At 72.7% G+C, this 18,864-nt stretch carries 14 protein-coding genes and 1 pseudogene; 7 read left to right on the forward strand and 8 right to left on the reverse strand.

Annotated features, from left to right (window positions below; genetic code table 11):
* Positions 1–161: 161 nt before the first annotated feature.
* Positions 162–335 (reverse strand): hypothetical protein, encoded by a 174-nt coding sequence (locus tag AB0C36_RS38390; protein WP_358363405.1) that lies wholly within the window; start codon positions 333–335, stop codon positions 162–164.
* Positions 336–862: 527 nt separating this feature from the next.
* Complete coding sequence (locus AB0C36_RS38395; protein WP_358363407.1) at positions 863–1,063, reverse strand: hypothetical protein; 201 nt, start codon at positions 1,061–1,063, stop codon at positions 863–865.
* Between the two features lie 520 nt (positions 1,064–1,583).
* Here AB0C36_RS38395 and AB0C36_RS38400 point away from each other — a divergent pair.
* From AB0C36_RS38400 to AB0C36_RS38410, 3 genes are all read left to right on the forward strand, one after another.
* Positions 1,584–2,591: a polysaccharide deacetylase family protein gene (locus AB0C36_RS38400; RefSeq protein WP_358363408.1), complete on the forward strand. Its 1,008-nt coding sequence runs from the start codon at positions 1,584–1,586 to the stop codon at positions 2,589–2,591.
* A 287-nt stretch (positions 2,592–2,878) separates the two neighbouring features.
* Positions 2,879–6,784 carry an ABC transporter ATP-binding protein gene (locus AB0C36_RS38405; RefSeq protein ID WP_358363410.1) on the forward strand — a complete coding sequence of 1,302 codons (3,906 nt, stop codon included), beginning with the start codon at positions 2,879–2,881 and terminating at the stop codon, positions 6,782–6,784.
* 298 nt (positions 6,785–7,082) lie between these two features.
* Complete coding sequence (locus AB0C36_RS38410; RefSeq protein WP_358363411.1) at positions 7,083–8,708, forward strand: ABC transporter substrate-binding protein; 1,626 nt, start codon at positions 7,083–7,085, stop codon at positions 8,706–8,708.
* A 117-nt stretch (positions 8,709–8,825) separates the two neighbouring features.
* Here AB0C36_RS38410 and AB0C36_RS38415 read toward each other — a convergent pair whose 3' ends face one another.
* The 4 genes from AB0C36_RS38415 to AB0C36_RS38430 form a co-directional block, all read right to left on the reverse strand.
* Positions 8,826–9,503: a hypothetical protein gene (locus tag AB0C36_RS38415; protein WP_358363413.1), complete on the reverse strand. Its 678-nt coding sequence runs from the start codon at positions 9,501–9,503 to the stop codon at positions 8,826–8,828.
* Complete coding sequence (locus AB0C36_RS38420; RefSeq protein ID WP_358363415.1) at positions 9,500–10,390, reverse strand: ATP-binding cassette domain-containing protein; 891 nt, start codon at positions 10,388–10,390, stop codon at positions 9,500–9,502. Before AB0C36_RS38420 ends, AB0C36_RS38415 begins: the two co-directional genes overlap by 4 nt.
* On the reverse strand, positions 10,387–10,794 hold the full coding sequence (locus tag AB0C36_RS38425; RefSeq protein WP_358363416.1) for a PadR family transcriptional regulator: 408 nt from the start codon (positions 10,792–10,794) through the stop codon (positions 10,387–10,389). Before AB0C36_RS38425 ends, AB0C36_RS38420 begins: the two co-directional genes overlap by 4 nt.
* Positions 10,795–10,930: 136 nt before the next feature.
* Positions 10,931–11,383 (reverse strand): MaoC family dehydratase, encoded by a 453-nt coding sequence (locus AB0C36_RS38430; RefSeq protein ID WP_358363417.1) that lies wholly within the window; start codon positions 11,381–11,383, stop codon positions 10,931–10,933.
* Positions 11,384–11,656: 273 nt separating this feature from the next.
* Here AB0C36_RS38430 and AB0C36_RS38435 point away from each other — a divergent pair, with 273 nt between their 5' ends.
* Entirely contained in the window at positions 11,657–12,148 is a 492-nt protein-coding gene (locus AB0C36_RS38435; protein ID WP_358363418.1) for a hypothetical protein, read from the forward strand.
* A gap of 340 nt (positions 12,149–12,488) precedes the next feature.
* Positions 12,489–13,535, forward strand: a complete 1,047-nt coding sequence (locus AB0C36_RS38440) for an aminotransferase class V-fold PLP-dependent enzyme (RefSeq protein ID WP_358363420.1) — start codon at positions 12,489–12,491, stop codon at positions 13,533–13,535.
* Positions 13,536–13,550: 15 nt separating this feature from the next.
* Here AB0C36_RS38440 and AB0C36_RS38445 read toward each other — a convergent pair whose 3' ends face one another.
* Together AB0C36_RS38445 and AB0C36_RS38450 are read right to left on the reverse strand one after the other, a co-directional pair.
* The gene (locus tag AB0C36_RS38445) at positions 13,551–15,356 is read right to left on the reverse strand and encodes a glycosyltransferase family 39 protein (protein ID WP_358363422.1); all 1,806 of its coding nucleotides are present in this window, start codon (positions 15,354–15,356) and stop codon (positions 13,551–13,553) included.
* 316 nt (positions 15,357–15,672) lie between these two features.
* Complete coding sequence (locus tag AB0C36_RS38450) at positions 15,673–16,602, reverse strand: LLM class F420-dependent oxidoreductase (RefSeq protein WP_358363424.1); 930 nt, start codon at positions 16,600–16,602, stop codon at positions 15,673–15,675.
* Between the two features lie 208 nt (positions 16,603–16,810).
* On the opposite strand from AB0C36_RS38450, the pseudogene AB0C36_RS38455 reads away from it, so the two are divergent.
* A pseudogene (locus AB0C36_RS38455) lies at positions 16,811–17,545 on the forward strand (AIM24 family protein); the annotation flags it as partial.
* Positions 17,546–17,874: 329 nt separating this feature from the next.
* Positions 17,875–18,798 (forward strand): cation diffusion facilitator family transporter, encoded by a 924-nt coding sequence (locus tag AB0C36_RS38460; RefSeq protein WP_358363427.1) that lies wholly within the window; start codon positions 17,875–17,877, stop codon positions 18,796–18,798.
* Positions 18,799–18,864: the final 66 nt, after the last annotated feature.

An 18,864-nucleotide genomic window follows, 5' to 3' on the forward strand; every position in this document is an offset into this window, starting at 1 on the left:
CGCAGCTCGGCCTGGGTTTGGCCGGGCAAGGTCCGCAACGCGGCGAGCGTGCGTGCCACGGCCCGCGGGCCCGGCGAGAATTTGAAGACACGACCCAGGAACGGCTCAGGGATCCGCCGGGCTCCGGCCGCCCCGGTCGGGGACACCGGCCGCAGGGGTGTTCAGCGGGACGGCGGAGGTGCCGGTTCGGCGTCGAGGGAGAGGACGCCGACGATGACGTGGTTGATGCGCTTGCCGCCGAAGTCCTGGCGGGCGACGCGGCATTCGGCCCACCGGGGTCGGAACCGCCGGCCGGCCACGGACGACTTGCCCCGTGAGGTCGGCGGGTGCCGCATCAGGGGGGTCGGTCCCGGCCTCCGCCGTCGGAACCTCCGCGCACGTGCGGGCGCGTCCTTGCAGTCGGACCGCCTGCTAATGATCGCCTGGACCGTGGCCGCCACCTGCGACTTCGCCGAGAAGGCGGTGGTCGACCGCCCGCCGCCGCGGCCCCGGGGACGCCGTTCGGCGGCCCGCCGTCGGTCGCTCGGCCGTTCGGTGGATTGGTGAAGGGCCAACGGCCTTTCGGCGCGGCGGCCGTGACCTCCGGCGCATCAGCCGCGTTGTGTGCGATAGAGGCCGCTCCCCCGGGCGGCACGCCGGCTTCGGAGGTACGGGTGGTCGCTCAAGGCGCAGCCGCGGTACGCACCTCCGCACGGGCGACCGGGCGGACCGGTCGGCCGACGGCCGGCCGGCTCGGCGCGCGGACCACGGCGCGCGCCGCCGGAGATCCGTACTCCGGCGACGCGCGGTCAGGACCGGGCGCGTCCGGTCCGTTGGCGCGGCATGGCCCGCGAGGGTCGGTCGCGGTGCCGCGGGCGGGTGGTCAGGCGAACGTGACGGTTCCCGGCATGGTCCACAGCGGGCCGGGGAAAGGCAGAGCGAAATAGGCCGGGATGAACCGGTCCGGCACGCGCGGCACGCGCGGGATCTGTGCGGCCCGCGCCGCCGGGACGTACAACGACGCCATCGAGCCGAAGAACACCGCGACGGCCATGACGGCCGCCCGCCGGAATCCGAACCTCATACCTGCTTCGCCTCCTCGTCCAGCGGCGTCGGTCCACCGGGGACGCCGACGCCGTAACCCGTCACCCCGCGTGACGGCGGGTTGACTCTAGGGTTTTGTCGACGTTGCGCGGCACAGGATTGCGCCGCACGGGTGAACGTCGGTGCCCCGAAAGGCCCCAGGACACGCAAGTTCACTCCGACGAGGGAATGCCGTGCGCCCGTGCGCGCCGGTCCCAGGCCGTTTCCCGCCCCCTGAATCGCGCCGCTCGCACGGGACCGTGCGCGGCCCGACACGCGACGAGTCCCCGCGGATCGACGCGAGGGACGTTCCGCTCGGCACATCCCGGCGGGGACGCGACTCGTGGGCGGGCTTGCGGGCGCACCCGGGCCGCCTGCCGCGACGCCCCTCACTCGGATGCGCCACGCGTACGGGTGAACCACGCGTCGGATCAGCGGAGATCGGGTGCTGTTCCGCGGCAAAAGGCTTGGTTGTCGCTCCGGTTGGGCAAAGATTGACGGTCATATGCCGCAAACCGGAGGTGATCCCTACGAAACGGGACCGAAGCCGCCGTCAGATCGCCGCCGCCTGCGTACTCGCCGCCGCGACCGCCGCGGCGTGCGCCTCGCCGGGGCCGGACAACCACGGCCGCGGCCCACGCAACAAGCCCCACGCTCCCGCCGCCTCGGAGAGCCCCGCCCCCGATGTCGCCGCCAAGGGCGTGCCCGCCGCTCCGGACGCCCACGAAGGCCAGGGCGCCCAGCAGGCGGCGCCGGCCTACCCGTCGGGCCAGGCGAAGGCCGTGCAGGAGGCCACCGCGCGCGAGGAGGCATTGCGGGCGGCCCGCGCGACCGCGGCCCGCGCATGGGGCCTGACCACTCCCCCGCTGCTCGCCCCCGCCCCGCCCGCCACGAAGCCGGCGCTCACCGGCAACGGGGCCCACGTGATCGTGCGTCCCGGGCTGCCGCCGGTCGTCCGGCGCGTGCCGACCACCGACAAGGTGGTGTTCCTCACCGTCGACGACGGCATGGAGAAGGACCGCGAGTTCAACCGCATGCTCAAGGAACTCGGGATCCCGGTCAGCGCTTTCGTCACCGACTACCTCGCGCGCCCCAACTACGGCTACTTCCGCGACCTGCGGGACCAGGGCGCGTCCGTGCACAACCACACGCTCAACCACCGCGACCTGCGCAAGCTCGACTACGAGGGCAACCGCCGCGAGGTGTGCGGCCAACAGGACAACCTCGAACGCGAGATCGGGGTGCGCCCCAACCTCTTCCGCCCGCCGTTCGGCGAATACACCGAGGCCACGCTGCGCGCGGCCGCGTCGTGCGGCATCACGGCCGTACCGCTTTGGAACCAGGAGGCGTTTCCGGACCGGATGGAGTACCGGTACGGCGACCACAAGTTCCATCCCGGCGACATCATCCTGACGCACTTCCGCGGCCCGGAGACGTGGAAGGGCGACATGAACGCGATGCTCCGACTCGTGGTTCGCGAGGTCACCGCGCAAGGCTTCGCGATCGCACGGCTCGAGGACTACCTCTGACCTCGGGACCGCTGCCGACCTCGAGGACTGCTTCCGGCCTCGAGAACACCATCTGATCCGCGACTACTTCTGCCCCACAGACCGCTTCCGACCTGAGACCCGTCGGCCCCGGTCCCCTCGGCCGCTCGGTTCCGTCGTCCGCACTCCCCCGCGCCGTCCGCCTGTCCGTCGCCCCCGCAGGCGCACCGGCCCGGCCGCCCCGCCGGTCCCCCTGCCCGTCCGCCTCTCGCCACCCCGGCGCGCCTCGACCGATCGTTAGAGGGGCTAACCATTTAGACTCGGTGGTTGTGACCACCCCCGCGGGGCAGCCCGCTCCCGACGTCCCGCGCGCCGCCGACGGGCGTGGGTGGCTGCGCCGCATCCTGGCCGCCTGTTGGCAGCACAAGGCCAGCGTCCTGTGGGCCTTCGGGGCCTCGCTGGCCGGCATGACGGTGACCGCGTTCGTGCCGCTCGTGCAGCGCGCGGTGATCGACGACGCGGTGGCCGGCGACACCGCTGCCATCGGACCGCTCGCGGTGTTGCTGGTCGTCGCTGCGGTGTTCAGCTTCGGCGCGGCGTACATCAGGCGCTACATCGGCGGGCGGTTGTCGCTCGAAGTCCAGTACGACCTGCGCACCCAGGTGTTCGGCGCGCTGTCGCGACTCGACGGCGCGCGCCAGGACGAGTTGCAGACCGGCCAGATCGTGAGCCGCGCGGGCTCCGACATCAACATGATCTCCAGCGTCTTGGCGATGCTCCCGATGCTGACCGGCAGCGCCCTGCTGTTCGTGCTCTCGCTCGGCATCATGCTGACGCTGTCCCCGCTGCTCACCCTCGTCGCGCTCGCCATCGGACCGGGCCTGTTCGCGGTCGCGCGGGTGTCGCGGAAGCGGCTGTTCCCGGCCACCTGGGCGGCGCAGCAGGAGGCCGCGGCACTCGCGGGCGTGGTGGACGGCGCGGTCACCGGGGTCCGGGTGGTCAAGGGCTTCGGCCAGGAGGCGCAGGAGGTCGCGCGCCTGGAGGACGCCGGGCGCCGGTTGTTCGCGAACCGCATGCGCGCGGTACGGCTCAACAGCCGCTACACGCCGACCCTTTCGGCCATCCCCGCACTCGGCCAGGTGGGCGTGCTGGGCCTCGGCGGTTGGCTGGCGATCAAGGGCGAGATCACGCTCGGCACGTTTCTGGCGTTCTCCACCTACCTCGGCCAACTCGTCGGCCCGGTCCGGTTGCTCGCGGGGCTGCTGACGGTGGGTCAGCAGGCCCGCGCGTCGGTCGAGCGTGTGTACGAGGTCGTCGACTCGCAGCCGCTGGTCACCGAGAAGCCCGACGCCGTACGACTCACCTCGTGCGCGGCGGGCCTGGAGTTCGACGGCGCGACCTTCGGGTACGTTGCCTCGCGCCCGGTGCTCGACGGCCTGACCCTCGCGGTGGCCCCCGGCGAGACGCTTGCCCTGGTCGGCACCTCGGGATCCGGCAAGTCGACGGTGTCGATGCTCCTGCCGCGCTTCTACGACGTGCAGCAGGGCGCGGTCCGGGTCGACGGCCACGACGTGCGCGACCTGACGCTCGACTCGCTGCGCGCCGCCATCGGCCTGGTCGCGGAGGACTCGTTCCTGTTCTCCGACACCGTGCGGGCCAACATCGCGTACGGCCGCCCGGACGCCACCGACGCGCAGGTCCGGGCGGCCGCGCGCGCCGCCGAGGCGGACGCGTTCATCTCGGAACTCCCGAACGGCTACGACTCCGTCGTGGGCGAGCAGGGTCTGACGCTGTCCGGCGGCCAGCGGCAGCGCATCGCGCTGGCCCGGGCGCTGATCACCGATCCGCGCATCCTGCTCCTGGACGACGCGACCTCGGCCGTCGACCCGAAGATCGAGGCGGAGATCCACGCGACGCTGCGGCGCGTGATGGCGGGTCGCACCACCGTGCTCATCGCGCACCGGCGCTCCACCCTCCAACTGGCCGACCGGATCGCGGTGTTGGATCGGGGCCGTCTGGTCGACATCGGGACCTTCCGGGAACTCGACGCGCGCTGCCCGCTGTTCCGATTGCTGCTGTCCGGCCCGGGTGACGACGCCGAAGGCCGGGACACCGGCGAACCGGAGGCGGGGGCCGTGGCGGAGGCGGCGGTCGGCGCGGAGGCCGCGCGTACCGCCGCGCCTGCCGCGACCGTCGGCCAGATCGACGGCGTCACGCCCGAACTGTGGGACCGCAGCGGCATCCCGGACGCCGATTCGGCGGACGCCCTGGCCAAGACTGCGGCCGGCGGGGGCAGCGCGGCCGCGGCGGCCGGAACCGGCGGCCCCGGGGGCGGCGGAGGCGGGGGCCGCGGCGCCTTCGGCGGCGGGTTCGCCGCGATGATGCCCGCGACTCCCGAACTGCTGGCGCAGGTCGAGGCGTTGCCGCCGGCCACCGACAAACCCGAGGTGGACGACCGGGTGGCGCGTGCCGAGGACCGGCGGTTCACGCTGCGCTCGCTGCTGCGGCCGTACCGCACACCGCTGCTCATCGGGCTGGTTCTGGTGACCCTGGACGCGGGCGCGCAGCTCGCGCTCCCCGCGCTGATCCGCGACGGCGTGGACCGCGGTGTGAGCGACGGCGCCACCCGGACGATCCTGCTGGTGTCGCTGGTCGCGCTCGGCGTGGTCGCGGCGGACTGGGTGGTCAACGTCGCGCAGGTGCGTATCGCGGGCCGTACCGGCGAACGCCTGCTCTACACCCTGCGGGTGAAGACGTTCGCGCATCTCCAGCGGCTCGGCCTGGACTACTACGAGCGCGAGATGTCCGGGCGCATCATGACGAGGATGACCACGGACGTCGACGCGGCGTCGACGTTCCTGCAGACCGGCCTGGTCAGCGCGGTGGTCAGCCTGCTCACCTTCTTCGGGATCATGGCGGCGCTGCTGATTCTGGACTGGGAGCTGGCGCTCGTGGTCATGAGCGTGCTGCCGGTGCTGATCGCGGCGACCGTCGTGTTCCGCAAGAAGTCGGCAGCCGCGTACGACGACGCGCGCGAGAAGGTCAGCGCGGTCAACGCGGACCTCCAGGAGAACGTCGCGGGCATGCGCACCGCCCAGGCGTTCCGGCGCGAGGAGCGCAACTCGGCGCGGTTCGCGGAACGCAGCCGCGACTACTACGACTCCCGGCTGACCGCGCAGCGCTACATCGCGCTGTACTTCCCCTTCGGCCAGTTCCTCTCCAGCCTCGCGGCGGCGCTCGCGCTGATCGTGGGGGCGCGGCGGGTGGGCGACGGCACGATGACGGCGGGCGCGCTGATCGCGTACCTGCTCTACATCGACATGTTCTTCTCGCCGATCCAGCAGTTGTCGCAGGTGTTCGACGGGTACCAGCAGGCCGCGGTGGGGTTGCGGCGCATCCGCGACCTGCTGCGCACGCCGACCTCCACGCCGGGTGCGGCGAAGCCGGTGCCGGTGCCGGAGACCGGGCTCAAGGGCGAGATCGTGTTCGACGACGTGCACTTCGCGTACGCGACCGCCCCCGACGCGACCGGGCGGCAGGCCGAGGCGATCTCGGGTGTGTCGCTGCGCGTCGCGCCCGGCGAGACGGTGGCGCTCGTCGGGCAGACGGGTGCCGGCAAGTCGACGTTGGTCAAGCTGGTGGCCCGGTTCTACGACGTGGACTCCGGCGCGGTGCGGGTGGACGGCGTGGACGTGCGCGACTGGGACCTGGCGGAATACCGGCACCGGCTCGGCGTGGTGCCGCAGGAGGCGTACCTCGCGGCGGGCACGGTGCGGGACGCGATCGCGTACGGCCGGCCCGACGCCACGGACGCCGAAGTCGAGGCCGCCGCACGGGCGGTGGGCGCGCACGACGCCATCGCCGCGCTCGCGGGCGGCTACCTGCACGAGGTGGGTGAGCGCGGACGGACGTTGTCCGCGGGGCAGCGCCAGTTGATCGCGCTGGCCCGGGCGCAGCTGGTGGATCCGGACATCCTGCTGCTCGACGAGGCGACGGCCGCGCTCGACCTGGCCACCGAGGCGGCGGTGACGCGGGCGGCGGACGAGTTGGCGCAGCGGCGTACCACGCTGGTGGTGGCCCACCGGCTGACGACGGCGGCGAAGGCGGACCGCATCGCGGTGGTGGAGCGCGGGCGGGTGGCCGAGACCGGCACGCACGACGAACTCCTCGCGCTGGGCGGTCATTACGCGGCGCTCTGGGCGGCCTTCACGGGTGTCGACGAGAGTGCGGCCTGAGCCCTACGCCGAGGGCGGTACGCGGCACGTGGGCGTGGTGTCCGAAAGTCGCGTCCCGCGGCTGTATCCGAAAAGTCGTACAACTGCCCGATAGAAAACACATCGTCGGGATGGTCTTCACAACCCCGCGGCCCTACATTGTTCCCCCTCTCGGTTCCCCTCGGAAGCGATCCGGGGCGGGCGCGGCTGTGCGGCCGCGACTCCGCCCGGATCCCCGCTCGGCACGGCGCCTCGCACACTCCACGCACACACGAGACGGTCCCCGCCAGGGCCGTTCCCCAGCTGGAGGTGGATCTCGTTGCCCCGCCACGCCCTTCCCCCGCGCCGGTTCAGACGTCCCTCGGCCGCCCTCGCGGCGGTCCTCCTCTCCTTCTCGCTCGTCGCCACCGCATGCAGTGACTCCGACTCGGACGGGGACACGCCCGGACCTTCCGCGGCGCCGCCCGCGACCGGCGGGGCCTCGGCGCAGCCACCCGCACGACAGGGCGGCCAGTTGACCATGCTGGCCGTGCAGGACTCCGCGCAGCTCGACGTCTTCCGCACCGCGTACGTCGCGGTCACCGACGAGCCGCGACTCTCCGCGCTGTACGACCCGCTTTTCGTGATCAATCCGGGCGGCGGCACGGTCGTCGCGCATCTGGGCGAGTCGATCTCGACGTCCGACGGCGGCCTGACCTGGACGCTCAAGCTGCGCCCGAACGTGCAGTTCAGCGACGGCACCCCGCTCGACGCCGCGGCGGTGAAGACCAACTGGGACATGCACGCCGACCCGGCCACGCAGTCGCTGCACCGGGCCGCGGCCGCCGGGCTGGTGCTCGGCGTGGTCGACCCCCTGACGCTGTCGATCAAGCCGCCCGCGCCGAACGCCAACTTCGACCGGACACTCGCGCAGGAGCTGACCTACATCGAGTCGCCGGCGCAGCTGGCGAAGGGGCCCGAGGTGTACGGGTCGCAGCCGGTCGGCGCCGGCCCGTTCGTGCTGCGCAGCTGGGTGCGCGGCAGCGAGCAGGTGTTCGCGCGGAACCCGAACTACTGGCAGAAGGACAAGGGGCTTCCGAAGCTCGACGGCTTCACGGTCAAGAACGTGCCGGACATCCAGCAGCAGCTCAACTCGGTCAAGTCCGGGCAGGCGGACATCTTCACGAGTTCCGACCCGGCCCTGCTGGACCGCGGCGCCAAGGACGCCAACGCGTCGGTGCTCAAGGTCGACGGCGGCCAGTACTTCATGTTCAACTTCGCGCGGGCGCCGTTCGACGACCCGCGGGCGCGTCGGGCGGTCTCGCTCGCGCTCGACTCGGCGGAGATCCCCAAGGTGCTGGACAACGGATACATTCCGGCCAAGGGGCTGTTCGCCACGACCTCGCAGTTCTTCTCGCCCGCGTCCGTGCAGGCGGCGTACAACCAGGCGGAGGCGCAGCGGCTGTTCGACGAGCTGGCGCAGGAGGGCAAGAAGGTCGACTTCTCGTACCTCATCCCGCAGAACCCGTCGTCGAAGAAGACCGCGGAGTACATGCAGAGCCGGCTGCACACCTACCGGAACGTGACGATGCGGGTCGAGGCGCTGGAGATCGGCGCGTACATCGTGAAGTCGGCGATCCAGAAGGACTTCCAGGGTCTGCTGACGCAGCGCTGGGTGGTCGACCCCGAGCCGCAGATCTTCAACGCGTTCCACTCGCGCAGCCCGCTCAACTACGGCGGGTACGTCAGCGCCGAGGCCGACCGTGCGCTGGCCGCCGGGCGGGCGAGCACCGACCCGGCGGTGCGCAAGCAGGCGTACGCGGACCTGCAGAAGGCACTCGTTCAGGACATGCCGGTGTGGGTGTACTCGGAGGCGGTCGTCGGGCCGGTCTACAACGACAAGCTCACCGGCATCGAGCTCTACAACGCCGGGGTGCTGTTCATGGACCGTGTCGGCCTGAAGTAGCCGCTGGCGCCGCGCTGTTCGGGGACGCCGGGGCGATCGGCCGCGGTGTCCCCGAACAGGGGGCGACTCGGAGAGCGGACGGCCCTGTGCGAGTCGGCCGCGTCACGCGCACCTGCGTCACGGTTCGGGATAGCGGGCGACGCGCAGGCGGCGGGCGAATACCGCGAGGGTGAGGGCGGTGCACAGGACCCAGGTCGCGGCCGCGTGCAGTACCGCGTGCCACAAAGCGGTGGTGGGAGCCGCGTCGACGGTGTAGTTCCCCAGAGACCGGGCGGACCAGAACGGCATCAGTTTGGCGGCCGAGCCGGCCGGGTCGGCCAGGAGTTGGGTGGCGCAGACGATGAGCAGGGCCAGTGCGCCTTCGAGTTCGCGGGGCAGCAGCGCGGCGATGAGTCCCCCGAAGGGCGCGGCGACCACGGCCGTCAGGAGCAGCATGAGGACGGCGCCCCAGGGGTGCGCCAGGTCGCCGCGGCTCACGCCCACCAGTGCCGAATAGGCGGTGGCGAGGGCGGCGCCGATGCCGGTCATGGCCAGCAGGCGGCCGCCGATGATGTCGAGGACGGAGGCGCCGGCCAGGCGCAGCCGCGGGTCGAGGCTGCGGGAGGCGTTGACCACGAAAACAGTGAGGGTGGCGACGGCCCAGCCGACGCCGATCGCGAGCAGGCGCGTGGACTGGCCGGGCAGGTCCCGGCGCACCAGGTAGAAGCACAGCGGCAGGGCGATCACCAAGAGCACCGCGGTGCGTCGGCGGCCGACTTCGCGGGCCGACAGCGCGGCCACGACGAGCCCGGTCACGCCCGCCTCCCGGTGCCGTGCCCGCCGCCGGCCGGTGCGGTGCTCGGGCCCGGGGCCGCCGCGCTCAGGTCGAGCACCTGGTCGACGTGCCTGAGGTCGTGCAGAAGGTGGGTCACCACGACCACCCCGCGGCCGGAGTCGCGCCAGGCACGTACCTGCTGCCAGAAGTCCACGTACGTCCCTTGGTCGAAGCCCTGGTAGGGCTCGTCGAGGAGGAGCAGGTCGGGGGCGTGCAGCTCACCGAGAACGAGGTTGAGCTTCTGCCGTGTTCCGCCGGAGAGGTGCTGGGCGCAGCGGGCCCGGTCGGGGCGCCAGGCCAGGCGCCTGGCGAGGTGCTCGCCTGTCGAACGGGCCCGCCGCGGTGCCATGCGGGCGGCGGCGCCGAAGAGGGTGAAGTGTTCGGCGGGGGTGAGCCATCCGGCGGTTCCGCCGTCCTGGGGCACGTAGCCCACGCGTGCGGTGCGGTGCACCGTTCCCGTGGTCGGCGTGCTCAGCCCGGCGCAGATGCGCAGCAGGGTCGACTTGCCGCAGCCGTTGGCGCCGACGACGGCCGCGACTTCCCCGGCACGCACGGTGAGGTCGACGTCGGCGAAGACCGTGGTGCGGCGGTGGCGCTTGCCGACGCCTTCCAGGCGCAGCAGGACCCGGCCGCGGGCGAGCCCCGGCGGCGTTTCCGTCCGGGGGGCCGTGTCGCCGGGTGCGGAGAGGGCGGCGACCAGATGGCGCGCGTACAGGTGTGCCGGGCCGAAGAGTTCGGCCGTCCCGGCGCCGAACTCCGCGGCTTGCTGGGCGGTTTCCCCGGCGAGCTGACGGGCCCGCGCCGGTTCCAGGCCGAGCTGCACCAGCTCCGCTTCGAACCGCGGCAGCCACCTCGGGTCGCCCGTCACCGCTGCCCGCCGCCCTGCTCGGGCTTGCCGGTCTGGCCGGCCCGTTCGGCCTGTCCGGTCCGGCCGCGTTGCCCGCGGACGGCGCCGGCACCGACCAGGGCATCGACTCCGTCGCGGAACCGCGCCCAGTCGGTGGCCTGTTCGGCGAGCGTCTGACGCCCCGCGGGGGTCAGCGCGTAGTACTTCCGGCGGGGGCCCGACTCCGACGGCGCCCACGTGGGTTCGGCCAACCCGTGCTGCTCCAGCCGGAGCAGGGCGGGGTACAGGGTGCCGCCCGGCACCTCGGCGACCCCCGCCTCGGAAAGCCGCTGGGCCAGGCCATACCCGTAGTCCGGGCGTTCCTGCAACATCGCCAGCAGGCACAGATCGAGAAAGCCGTGCAACCACGGCCGCGCGCTCAACACACTAGGTAGGCTAGCTGGTAACCAGGCTGTCTATCTAGTGGGGCGCAGCCGTCCTCGCCCCGCTGCCACGAGAGCGGCGAGGCCGGGCTCAGCTCGAAGGCGTCCGGCTCGGGAGCCGGGGCGGGTCAGGCCGGGGTCAGAGGACGATCAGGACGATGCTTTCGGCCACGCACGCGGGCTTGGGCTGACCCTCGATCTCGACGGTGTACTTGACGACGGCCTGCTTGCCCTGGGCGACTTCGCGTACGTCCACCAGCTCGGCGCCGACGCGGACCCGCGAGCCGACGGTGACCGGGCTGGGGAAGCGCACCTTCTCCGTGCCGTAGTTGACGAGCATCTTGGGGCCTTCGAGGCGGAAGATGTCCTTGCCGAGGGCCGGGATCATCGACAGCGTCAGGTATCCGTGCGCGATGGTCGCGCCGAACGGGCCGTCCTTGGCGCGTTCCGCGTCGACGTGGATCCACTGGTGGTCGCCGGTCGCGTCGGCGAAGCGGTTGATGCGTTCCTGGTCGACCAGGTGCCATTCGCCGTACCCCAGGTGCTCGCCCTTCAGGGCTGCGAACTCGTCGAACGACGTGAACACGCGCATGTGCGCCTCCCCGGCATCGTGGGTGTCCGGACGCCGTTCCCGCCCGCGCGGGGGTCCGGAGCCGTGCGGTGCCCATCGTAGGGGCGCGGCCGCGCGGCAGGCGGCTGCCCGCGGCTCTCGCCCCGGGTCGGATAGTGGACCTTGCAAACTATTTTTCCAACGGCTAGGTTTCAGCTCGCACCAAATGCGGATGCGGATGCACGTGCAGATGCATCTGAGGTACGGTGAAGCGTGGGCCCTCAGCCGTGTTCACAGGTCCACAAGGGGTGCACGATGCCTGACGGCAAGCCGGAATTGACCATCACGCACATCAGCGAGACGCCCTGGCACGAGGTCAAGGCGCAGTCCCACAGCGGCCGCCGCGTGTCGGTGTGGGAGAAGTTCCTCGAGTGGACGCCCGAGCGCATGGTGATCTACGCACGGTACGACGCGGGCGTGATCGTGGAACGGCACGGCCACATGTCCGAGCACTACGTGTTCGTCATCGCGGGCGAAGTCCTCATCGGCGACCGCCCGTGCCCGGCGGGCACGCACATCACCCTCGAACAGGGGGCTGCCTTCGGGCCGCTCATCGCCGGCCCCGAGGGCGCGACGCTGTACGAGATCATGGCCGGCGACCCGCGCGCCGTCCCGGACGACCGCGAGGGCTTCCGACGCCTGCTGGCCGAGCGGGATGTCACGCCGCTGCCCAACCCTCCGGTCCCGTGGCCGGACTGGCTGCAGGCACGTACCGACGGCGACCCCGGCAGCGCCGCGCAGGACTGAAGTCGGCACGACCCGGATCCGCGGGACCACCGGGAGCACAACCCCGGCGAGACCGGCAAGACCCGCAAAGCACCAGAAGGCGTACATTCGCCTTGGATCGCTCTTGGATCGGCGCCTCTTCGGTCCGGGAACGACGAACAGACCGCACCGCACGCCGCAACGCGAGCCTCGCCCCTGTGGGCACGCGACGGCAGGCGGCGTGTGGCGCCGCCCCTGTGCGCCACACGCCGCCCCCGCGGAGGTGGCTCCCGGGCAAGTGGCTCGCCACAGCCTGGTCCGGGAGCCACCTCCGGCCAAATGGCCCTACTCGACCGCGCGACGCGCGTCGTACGGTCGGGCGATGGACCTCGAAAGCGCCCGCGCCCTCTGGGAGCCCGAACCGGGCTGGCTGAACACCGCAAGCTACGGCCTGCCGACCACCCCCGCCTACGACGCGGTGCTCGCGGCGCAGCGCGACTGGCGTGTGGGCCGGACGAGTTGGGAACCCTGGGGCGAAGTCGGGGAGCACGCCCGCGCGTTGTTCGCGGACCTGGTCGGCGCCGACGCCTCCGACATCTCGATCGGCGCGGCCGTGTCCGGCATGCTCGCCCCGGTCGGCGCTTCGCTCACCCCGGGGACCCGGGTCGTGGTGCCCGACATCGAGTTCACCTCCAACGTGTTCCCGTGGATGGTGCACGAGGCGCGCGGTGTCGAGGTGGTGTGCGTGCCGTTCGCCAAGCTCGCCGAGGCGGTCGACGAGCGTACCGACGTCGTGGCGTACAGCCTCGTGCAGTCCGCCGACGGCACGCTCGCGGCCGACGCCGAGATCGTGGCGGCGGCCCGCGCGCACGGCGCCCTGGTGGTCGTGGACGCGACCCAGGCGGTGGGGTGGCTGCCCGTCGACGCGACACGCTACGACGTGATGGCGGTCGGCGGCTACAAGTGGCTGATGAACCCGCGCGGCACCGGCTACACCTACTACGCGCCGGGCGTACGCGACCGCTTCGTGCCCGTCGCGGCGGGCTGGTACGCCGGCGAGGACGTCCACGCGTCCTACTACGGACCGCCGTTGCGACTCGCCACCGACGCACGGCGCTTCGACACGTCCCCCGCGTGGTTCGCCTGGGTCGGCGCGGCTCCCGCCCTGGAAGTCGTGCGGGACATCGGCATCGAGCAGATCCACGCGCACAACGTGGCCCTCGCGAACCGGTTCCTGACCGCCCTGGGACGCCCGGAAGGCGACAGCGCAATCGTCACGGTCGACGTGCCGGGAGCGGACGAAGCACTGCGCGCCGCGGGCGTCAAGGCCGCGGTACGCGCCGGCCGCGTGCGCGCGTCCTTCCACCTGTACACGACTACAGACGACGTCGACCTGGCGGTCAACGCCCTTCTCGCCCAAGGAGGTTGACGGTGCCCCGCGCGGTCACCCCCCGGTGGCCGCGCACGGGTCGTCGGCGCCCCACTTGCGGGCGAGCAGCGGGCTGTCGCAGCGGTCCGCGCCCTCGGGCGCGAGCGGGGTCGCGCCGCGTTCCATGAGGCTGACGTACGCCCCGGCTACGGCGACGCTTTCGACGACGTGGTAGCTCCCCCGCAGTGCCTGGGCCGTGCTCCCCGCGACACCGGCGAAGGGGTTCTCGGGCACACCACGCAGCACGATGACGACGAGCCAGATGCGCTCGGGGTCGGCGGCGCGCAGGCAGGCCTCCGAGTCGAGGCAGTCGTACGTCCACAAGTCGTCGCGGTCCACTCCCGAACGGCCCAACAGCACGTCGTTCGGGCGGAGTTCGCCGCGCAGGTAGTACTCGACCCCGGCGTCGGTGTGCCACAGGCGCTGGTCGACGCTTGCGTAGACGATGCCGTCCCCGGGGCGTTGGCGTGCCCTCAGCAGGTCGGCTATCCCCCGGTAGTCGACCCAGGAAGCCGCCGACCGTTCGGGGTAGTCGCGCTGCTCGTGGGCGCCCGGTGCGCGCAACTGCCGCTGGTCGGACACCCCGATCGCGGCCACGAGGGCGAGCAGCACCGCCGTCGCCACGGTTGCGGTGGGTGGGGTGATCGGACGTGCAATCGGAGCCGGGACCGGGGCCGGGCCCGGGGTTTGGCGGTCTCCGCTGCTGCCAGTTGCCCGGCCCGCGGCTGCCAGGCGGTCCGCGAGGACCGCGATGCCCGCGCCCGCGAGCACCGCCCACGCCGGGAGAGTGAAGAGGAAGTAGCGCGGCAGGAAGTACGACGTGTCCCCCGCCCGTGAAACCGCCCACACCACGGCGACCGGCACCAGCGCCACGCCGAAATACCCGGCCGCCGACCGGCGGTGCGGCCCGGTGCAGGCCCCGAGCGCCAGCACGGCCAGCGCGACGGCGACCGGTCCCGAAGCGGCCAGTCGCGGCAGCAGCACCTGGAGGGTGTCGAGGTCGGGGCGGGGTATCCACTCGATCTGGCGGACGCGTTGGCCTCCCGCGACGGCCGCCAGCGGCGCGAGCGGCGCCGTCCCGGCGGCGACCGCCACGAGGAAGGCCCGGCGTACGCTCGGTCGTTCGGCGCCTCGGGCACTGCCAGGCCGGGCTGCGAGCCACGCGACGTGCCCGGCAAGGCCCGCGAGGGCGACGAGGTGCCAGACGCCGAGCAGCGCGACCGCCGTGGAGTAGGCCGCCCAGCGCCGGATCGTCGGCCGCTCCGCGGCCCGGGCGAGCAGCAGCGTCGCCACCGCGAAGGTCAGGCACACGAACCCGTAGGCGCGGGCCTCCTGTCCGTAGCGCGACACCGACGGCAGCAGCGCGAAGACCACGCCGGCGGCGGCGCCCGCCGGCCGGCCGAAGGCGCGCCGGCCGAGCAGGACCACGCAGGCGGCGGTCCCGGCCATGGCGAGCATCGCGGGCATCCGCATGGCGAGCGTGCCGTCCCCGAAGACCGCGGTCCAGCCGCGCATGAACAGATAGAAGCCGCCGGCGGACGCGTCGACGTTGCCGAGCATGGCGAACAGTTCGGGTACGGAGCGCTGCGCGGCGGTCCAGGTGGCCAGCTCGTCCCGCCACAGGACCGGGCTCTCGAAACGCCACAGGCAGAGGACCAGGGTCAGCAGTGCGGCGCCGAGCGGTGCCGCCGCGTCGCGAGCGACCCCAGGCGCGTCGACCGCCCGGCGCGTACCGCGGTCGAATCCCCGGGCGCTCCAGGGGAGTCGGACGGCGCGCGTCCGCGGCAGGTCGGAGGTGGACGGTCGGGCGGAGTCCAACACCCGTGTGCGAATACGCGGCGAGCGGGCGGGCGTGAGGCGGGCGGGCGTGGGGCGGGTACGCGTCGGGCGCGCCGTCACCCCGCCCTCGGCGTCCCCGCCGTCCGCCGGCCGCGCCGGACTGTCAGTCGTGCCGGACAGATTCCCGCTCCCCCACGTCGCCGCCGCCGTCGAATTCCCCCGAGCGAGACGGTACGGGATGTGCGGTGGACGCGGTCACCTGCTCCGGCAGAACGGGGGCGGGCGAAGCGGCGCCACCCGTACCGCCGCGGCACCCCCGTCCGCACCCCCGTCCGCGCCCGCCGCCCGCCGCGCCGCGTCACGCCTCCAGCAAGGCCGGGGCGAGATCCCGCCAGTCGTCCATCGTGAGGTCCACCATGGACTCGCCGAGCACCTGGACGCAGACGTGGTCCGCACCCGCCGCGTGCTGGCTGTCGACCCGTGCCCGGAGCGCGGCCTCGTCGCCCCACGCCACGAGCGCGTCGACCAGGCGTTCACTGCCGCCGTCCGCGAAGTCGTCCTCGGCGAACCCGAGGCGCAGCCAGTTGTTGCGGTAGTTCGGCAGGCCCAGGTACGGCTTCATGTGCTCGCGGGCACGCCGCAGCGCGGTCTCGCGGTCGGTCGTGAACACGACCGCCTGCTCGACCGCGAGGTACCGGTCGGCGCCGAGGGTTTCGCGCGCGAGCGCCGTGTGCTCCGGGGTCACGAGGTACGTGTGTGCGCCTTCGGCCCGGTCGCGCGACAGTTCCAGCATGCGCGGCCCGAGCGCGGCGAGTACGCGTGGCGGTCGGGGCAGTTCGCCGCCGGCCGCGAAGTAGAGCGACGCGTCGAGCCCGTCGAGGTAGTTCCGCATCAGCGTGAGCGGCTTGTCGTAGACGTTGCCGCCCGGGCGCAGTCCTTCGACCAGCGGGCCGTGGCTGACCCCCAGGCCGAGGAGGAAGCGGCCCGGGTGTGCGTCCAGCAGGGTGCGCGCGGCGCCGTTGGTGGCGACCGCGTCCCGGGCCCAGAGGTTGGCGATGCCGGTGGCCACCGGGATGCGCGGGCTGGACTCCAGGAGCAGGAGCGCCTGGGTGAACGTCTCGCGCCCGACGGTCTCGCCCCACCACAGGGCTCCGTAGCCGAGTGCGTCGAGTTCGGCGGCCGTGTCGCGGAGTTGTGCGACCGGGAGGAAGTCGAAGGCGGAGGTCCACAGTCCCACGCGACCGAGGTCGGGTACGGGGCGGTGTGCGGGCGGTGTGGTGTCGGACAAGGCTCCCCCAGGGGTGGCGGGTGAAGGTTGCGGACAAGAAGGCGGGTGAGAGAGGTGCGTGAGGCGACGGGTCGGGGCCGCACGCCGGAACTGCCTCTGTAACGGCGTGACAGAACGAGCTGCCCCGCACGATACGGGAGGGCGTACGCCGCCGAAGTTGGGGTGCACTTTGTTCACCGCAGGAGTGCGGACCAGGGATCATGTCTGGGTGCAGAGTCCCCTGTTCAACAATGTCGCCCTTCAGTCGACCGATCGGTTCAGCCTGCAGAACCCGCAGATCCTGCGGGTGGGACTCGACCGTCAGTCGGCCCCGGAGGTTCTCGCCCGCAAGGGCGCGATGATCGCGTTCACCGGTGCGGTGGATTTCGACGGCTACATGCCCACGCCGGGCGAGATGCGAGCCGCGGCGTACGGCGCCGAGTTCATGTCCCTGATGCGCTGCTTCGGCACCGGCGTCGTCTACCTGGCCAACCAGGCCCAGCACGTCCATGTGGTGTCGCTGGCGAACGACGCGCTGATCGTCGACAACGACTCTGTGCTGGCCCTGGACCCGGGGTTGACCTGGTCGCCCGTCGCGCTGGACGCCGAGGCACGCATCTCCGGCCCCGGCGCCAACGGCCTGCAGATCGGCGGTACGGGTGTGATCGCCCTGACCACGCCCGGGCATCCGCTGATCATGAAGGTCGGCGCGCGCAACGAGGTCTTCGTGGACGCCGACGCCGTTGTGGCGTGGTCGGCGAACCTCACCACCCGCCTGGAGGCCCAGACCGTGTCCAGCCGGATCTGGCGGCGGCGCGGCCAGACCGGCGAGGGCTGGATGCTCAGCTTCCTCGGCGAGGGCTGGGTCCTCGTGCAGTCGAACGAGGTCACCCCGGCGAACATGATCCAGCACCAGGGCGGACCGCTCGGCATGGGGCAGCAGGGCTACCGGCAGAACACCTGGGCGGGGCCCGGAGGCCCACACGGTCCCGTGCACCACGGGCCGCCCGGACCGCACGGGGCACCGCCGCCCGGACCGTACCCGCCGCACAGGCCGCCCGGGCCGGGCGGCCACGGTCCGTACCCGCCGCAGGGGCCGTATCCGCCGCAGGGACCGCACCGCCGCTGAGCGATCGTGCCCGGCCTCCCCCCGGCCTGCCCCATGGCGTTCGGGTGGGCGCCCGCGCGTCTGCGCGGTCGGCCGGGCCGCCGCGCCGATCATGGTCCGGAGGCGGCGCCGCCGCGGGCGGCTTCCCGGCAGCAGCGCGTGGGACTCGGCGGAGGCGGGCGTACATGGGGCACGATCACGGGCCGACGGCGGTCGGCGGCACCGTCAGCGCCGCCTACCGCAAGCGGCTGGCGGTCACCATCACGGTCACCGCCGTCGTGCTCGTGGTGCAGTTGGTCGGCGCGCTGCTGTCCAACAGCCTCGCGCTCCTCTCGGACAGCCTGCACATGTTCGTCGACACCAGTGGCGTGGCACTGGCCCTGGTCGCGGTGACCGTGGCGCAGCGCGAGCCGACGCCGCGGCGCACGTGGGGCCTCTACCGGGTGGAGATCCTTGCGGCGCTGGTGAACGCCATGCTGCTGGGCGCGATCGGGGCGTTCATCGCGTACCAGGCGGTCCGCCGGATCGGCGACCCGCCGGACGTGAAGACGGGTCCGCTGCTGGCCGCCGCGCTGCTGGGCCTCGCGGCCAACCTGGTCGGCCTGTTCCTGCTGCGCGGTGGCAAGGACCACAGTCTGAACCTCAAGGGCGCGTACCTGGAGGTGCTGGGCGACACGATGGGGTCGGTCGCGGCGGTCGCCACGGGTGTGATCATCAGCACGACGGGGTGGGCGCTCGCCGACCCGATCGCGTCGCTGCTGATCGTCGCGATGATCCTGCCGCGCGCGTACCTGCTGCTCCGCGAGACGCTGCACGTGCTGTTGGAAGCGACACCACGTGATCTCGATCTCGGCAAACTGCGCGAACGGCTGCTCGCCGAGGCCGACATCGTCGAGGTGCACGACCTGCACGCGTGGACGGTGACCAGCGGCATGCCGGTGCTGACCGCGCATCTGACGGTGACGGACGCGGTGATCCGGGAAGGCCGCATCGGACCTGTGCTCGACCGTGTCGGGGCCATCGTGGGCGACGACTTCGACGTACGGCACTCGACGATCCAGCTCGAACCGGAGGGGCACCGCGCGCACGAGTACGCGGACCACGCGTGACGGAACGGCGTCGGCCCGGCCCCCGGCGAGGGGGGCGGGGCCCCGCCCGTTGGGCCCCCCGGGGTT

This window comes from Streptodolium elevatio, assembly GCF_040649515.1.
Classification (GTDB): domain Bacteria; phylum Actinomycetota; class Actinomycetes; order Streptomycetales; family Streptomycetaceae; genus Yinghuangia; species Yinghuangia elevatio.

Excerpts from the sequence above, each read along its gene's own strand:
- AB0C36_RS38395 (WP_358363407.1), bottom strand. The coding sequence starts at position 1,063 with ATGAGGTTCGGATTCCGGCGGGCGGCCGTCATGGCCGTCGCGGTGTTC.
- AB0C36_RS38435 (WP_358363418.1), top strand. The coding sequence starts at position 11,657 with ATGCCTGACGGCAAGCCGGAATTGACCATCACGCACATCAGCGAGACG.
- AB0C36_RS38440 (WP_358363420.1), top strand. The coding sequence starts at position 12,489 with ATGGACCTCGAAAGCGCCCGCGCCCTCTGGGAGCCCGAACCGGGCTGG.
- AB0C36_RS38430 (WP_358363417.1), bottom strand. The coding sequence starts at position 11,383 with ATGCGCGTGTTCACGTCGTTCGACGAGTTCGCAGCCCTGAAGGGCGAG.
- AB0C36_RS38460 (WP_358363427.1), top strand. The coding sequence starts at position 17,875 with ATGGGGCACGATCACGGGCCGACGGCGGTCGGCGGCACCGTCAGCGCC.
- AB0C36_RS38390 (WP_358363405.1), bottom strand. The coding sequence starts at position 335 with ATGCGGCACCCGCCGACCTCACGGGGCAAGTCGTCCGTGGCCGGCCGG.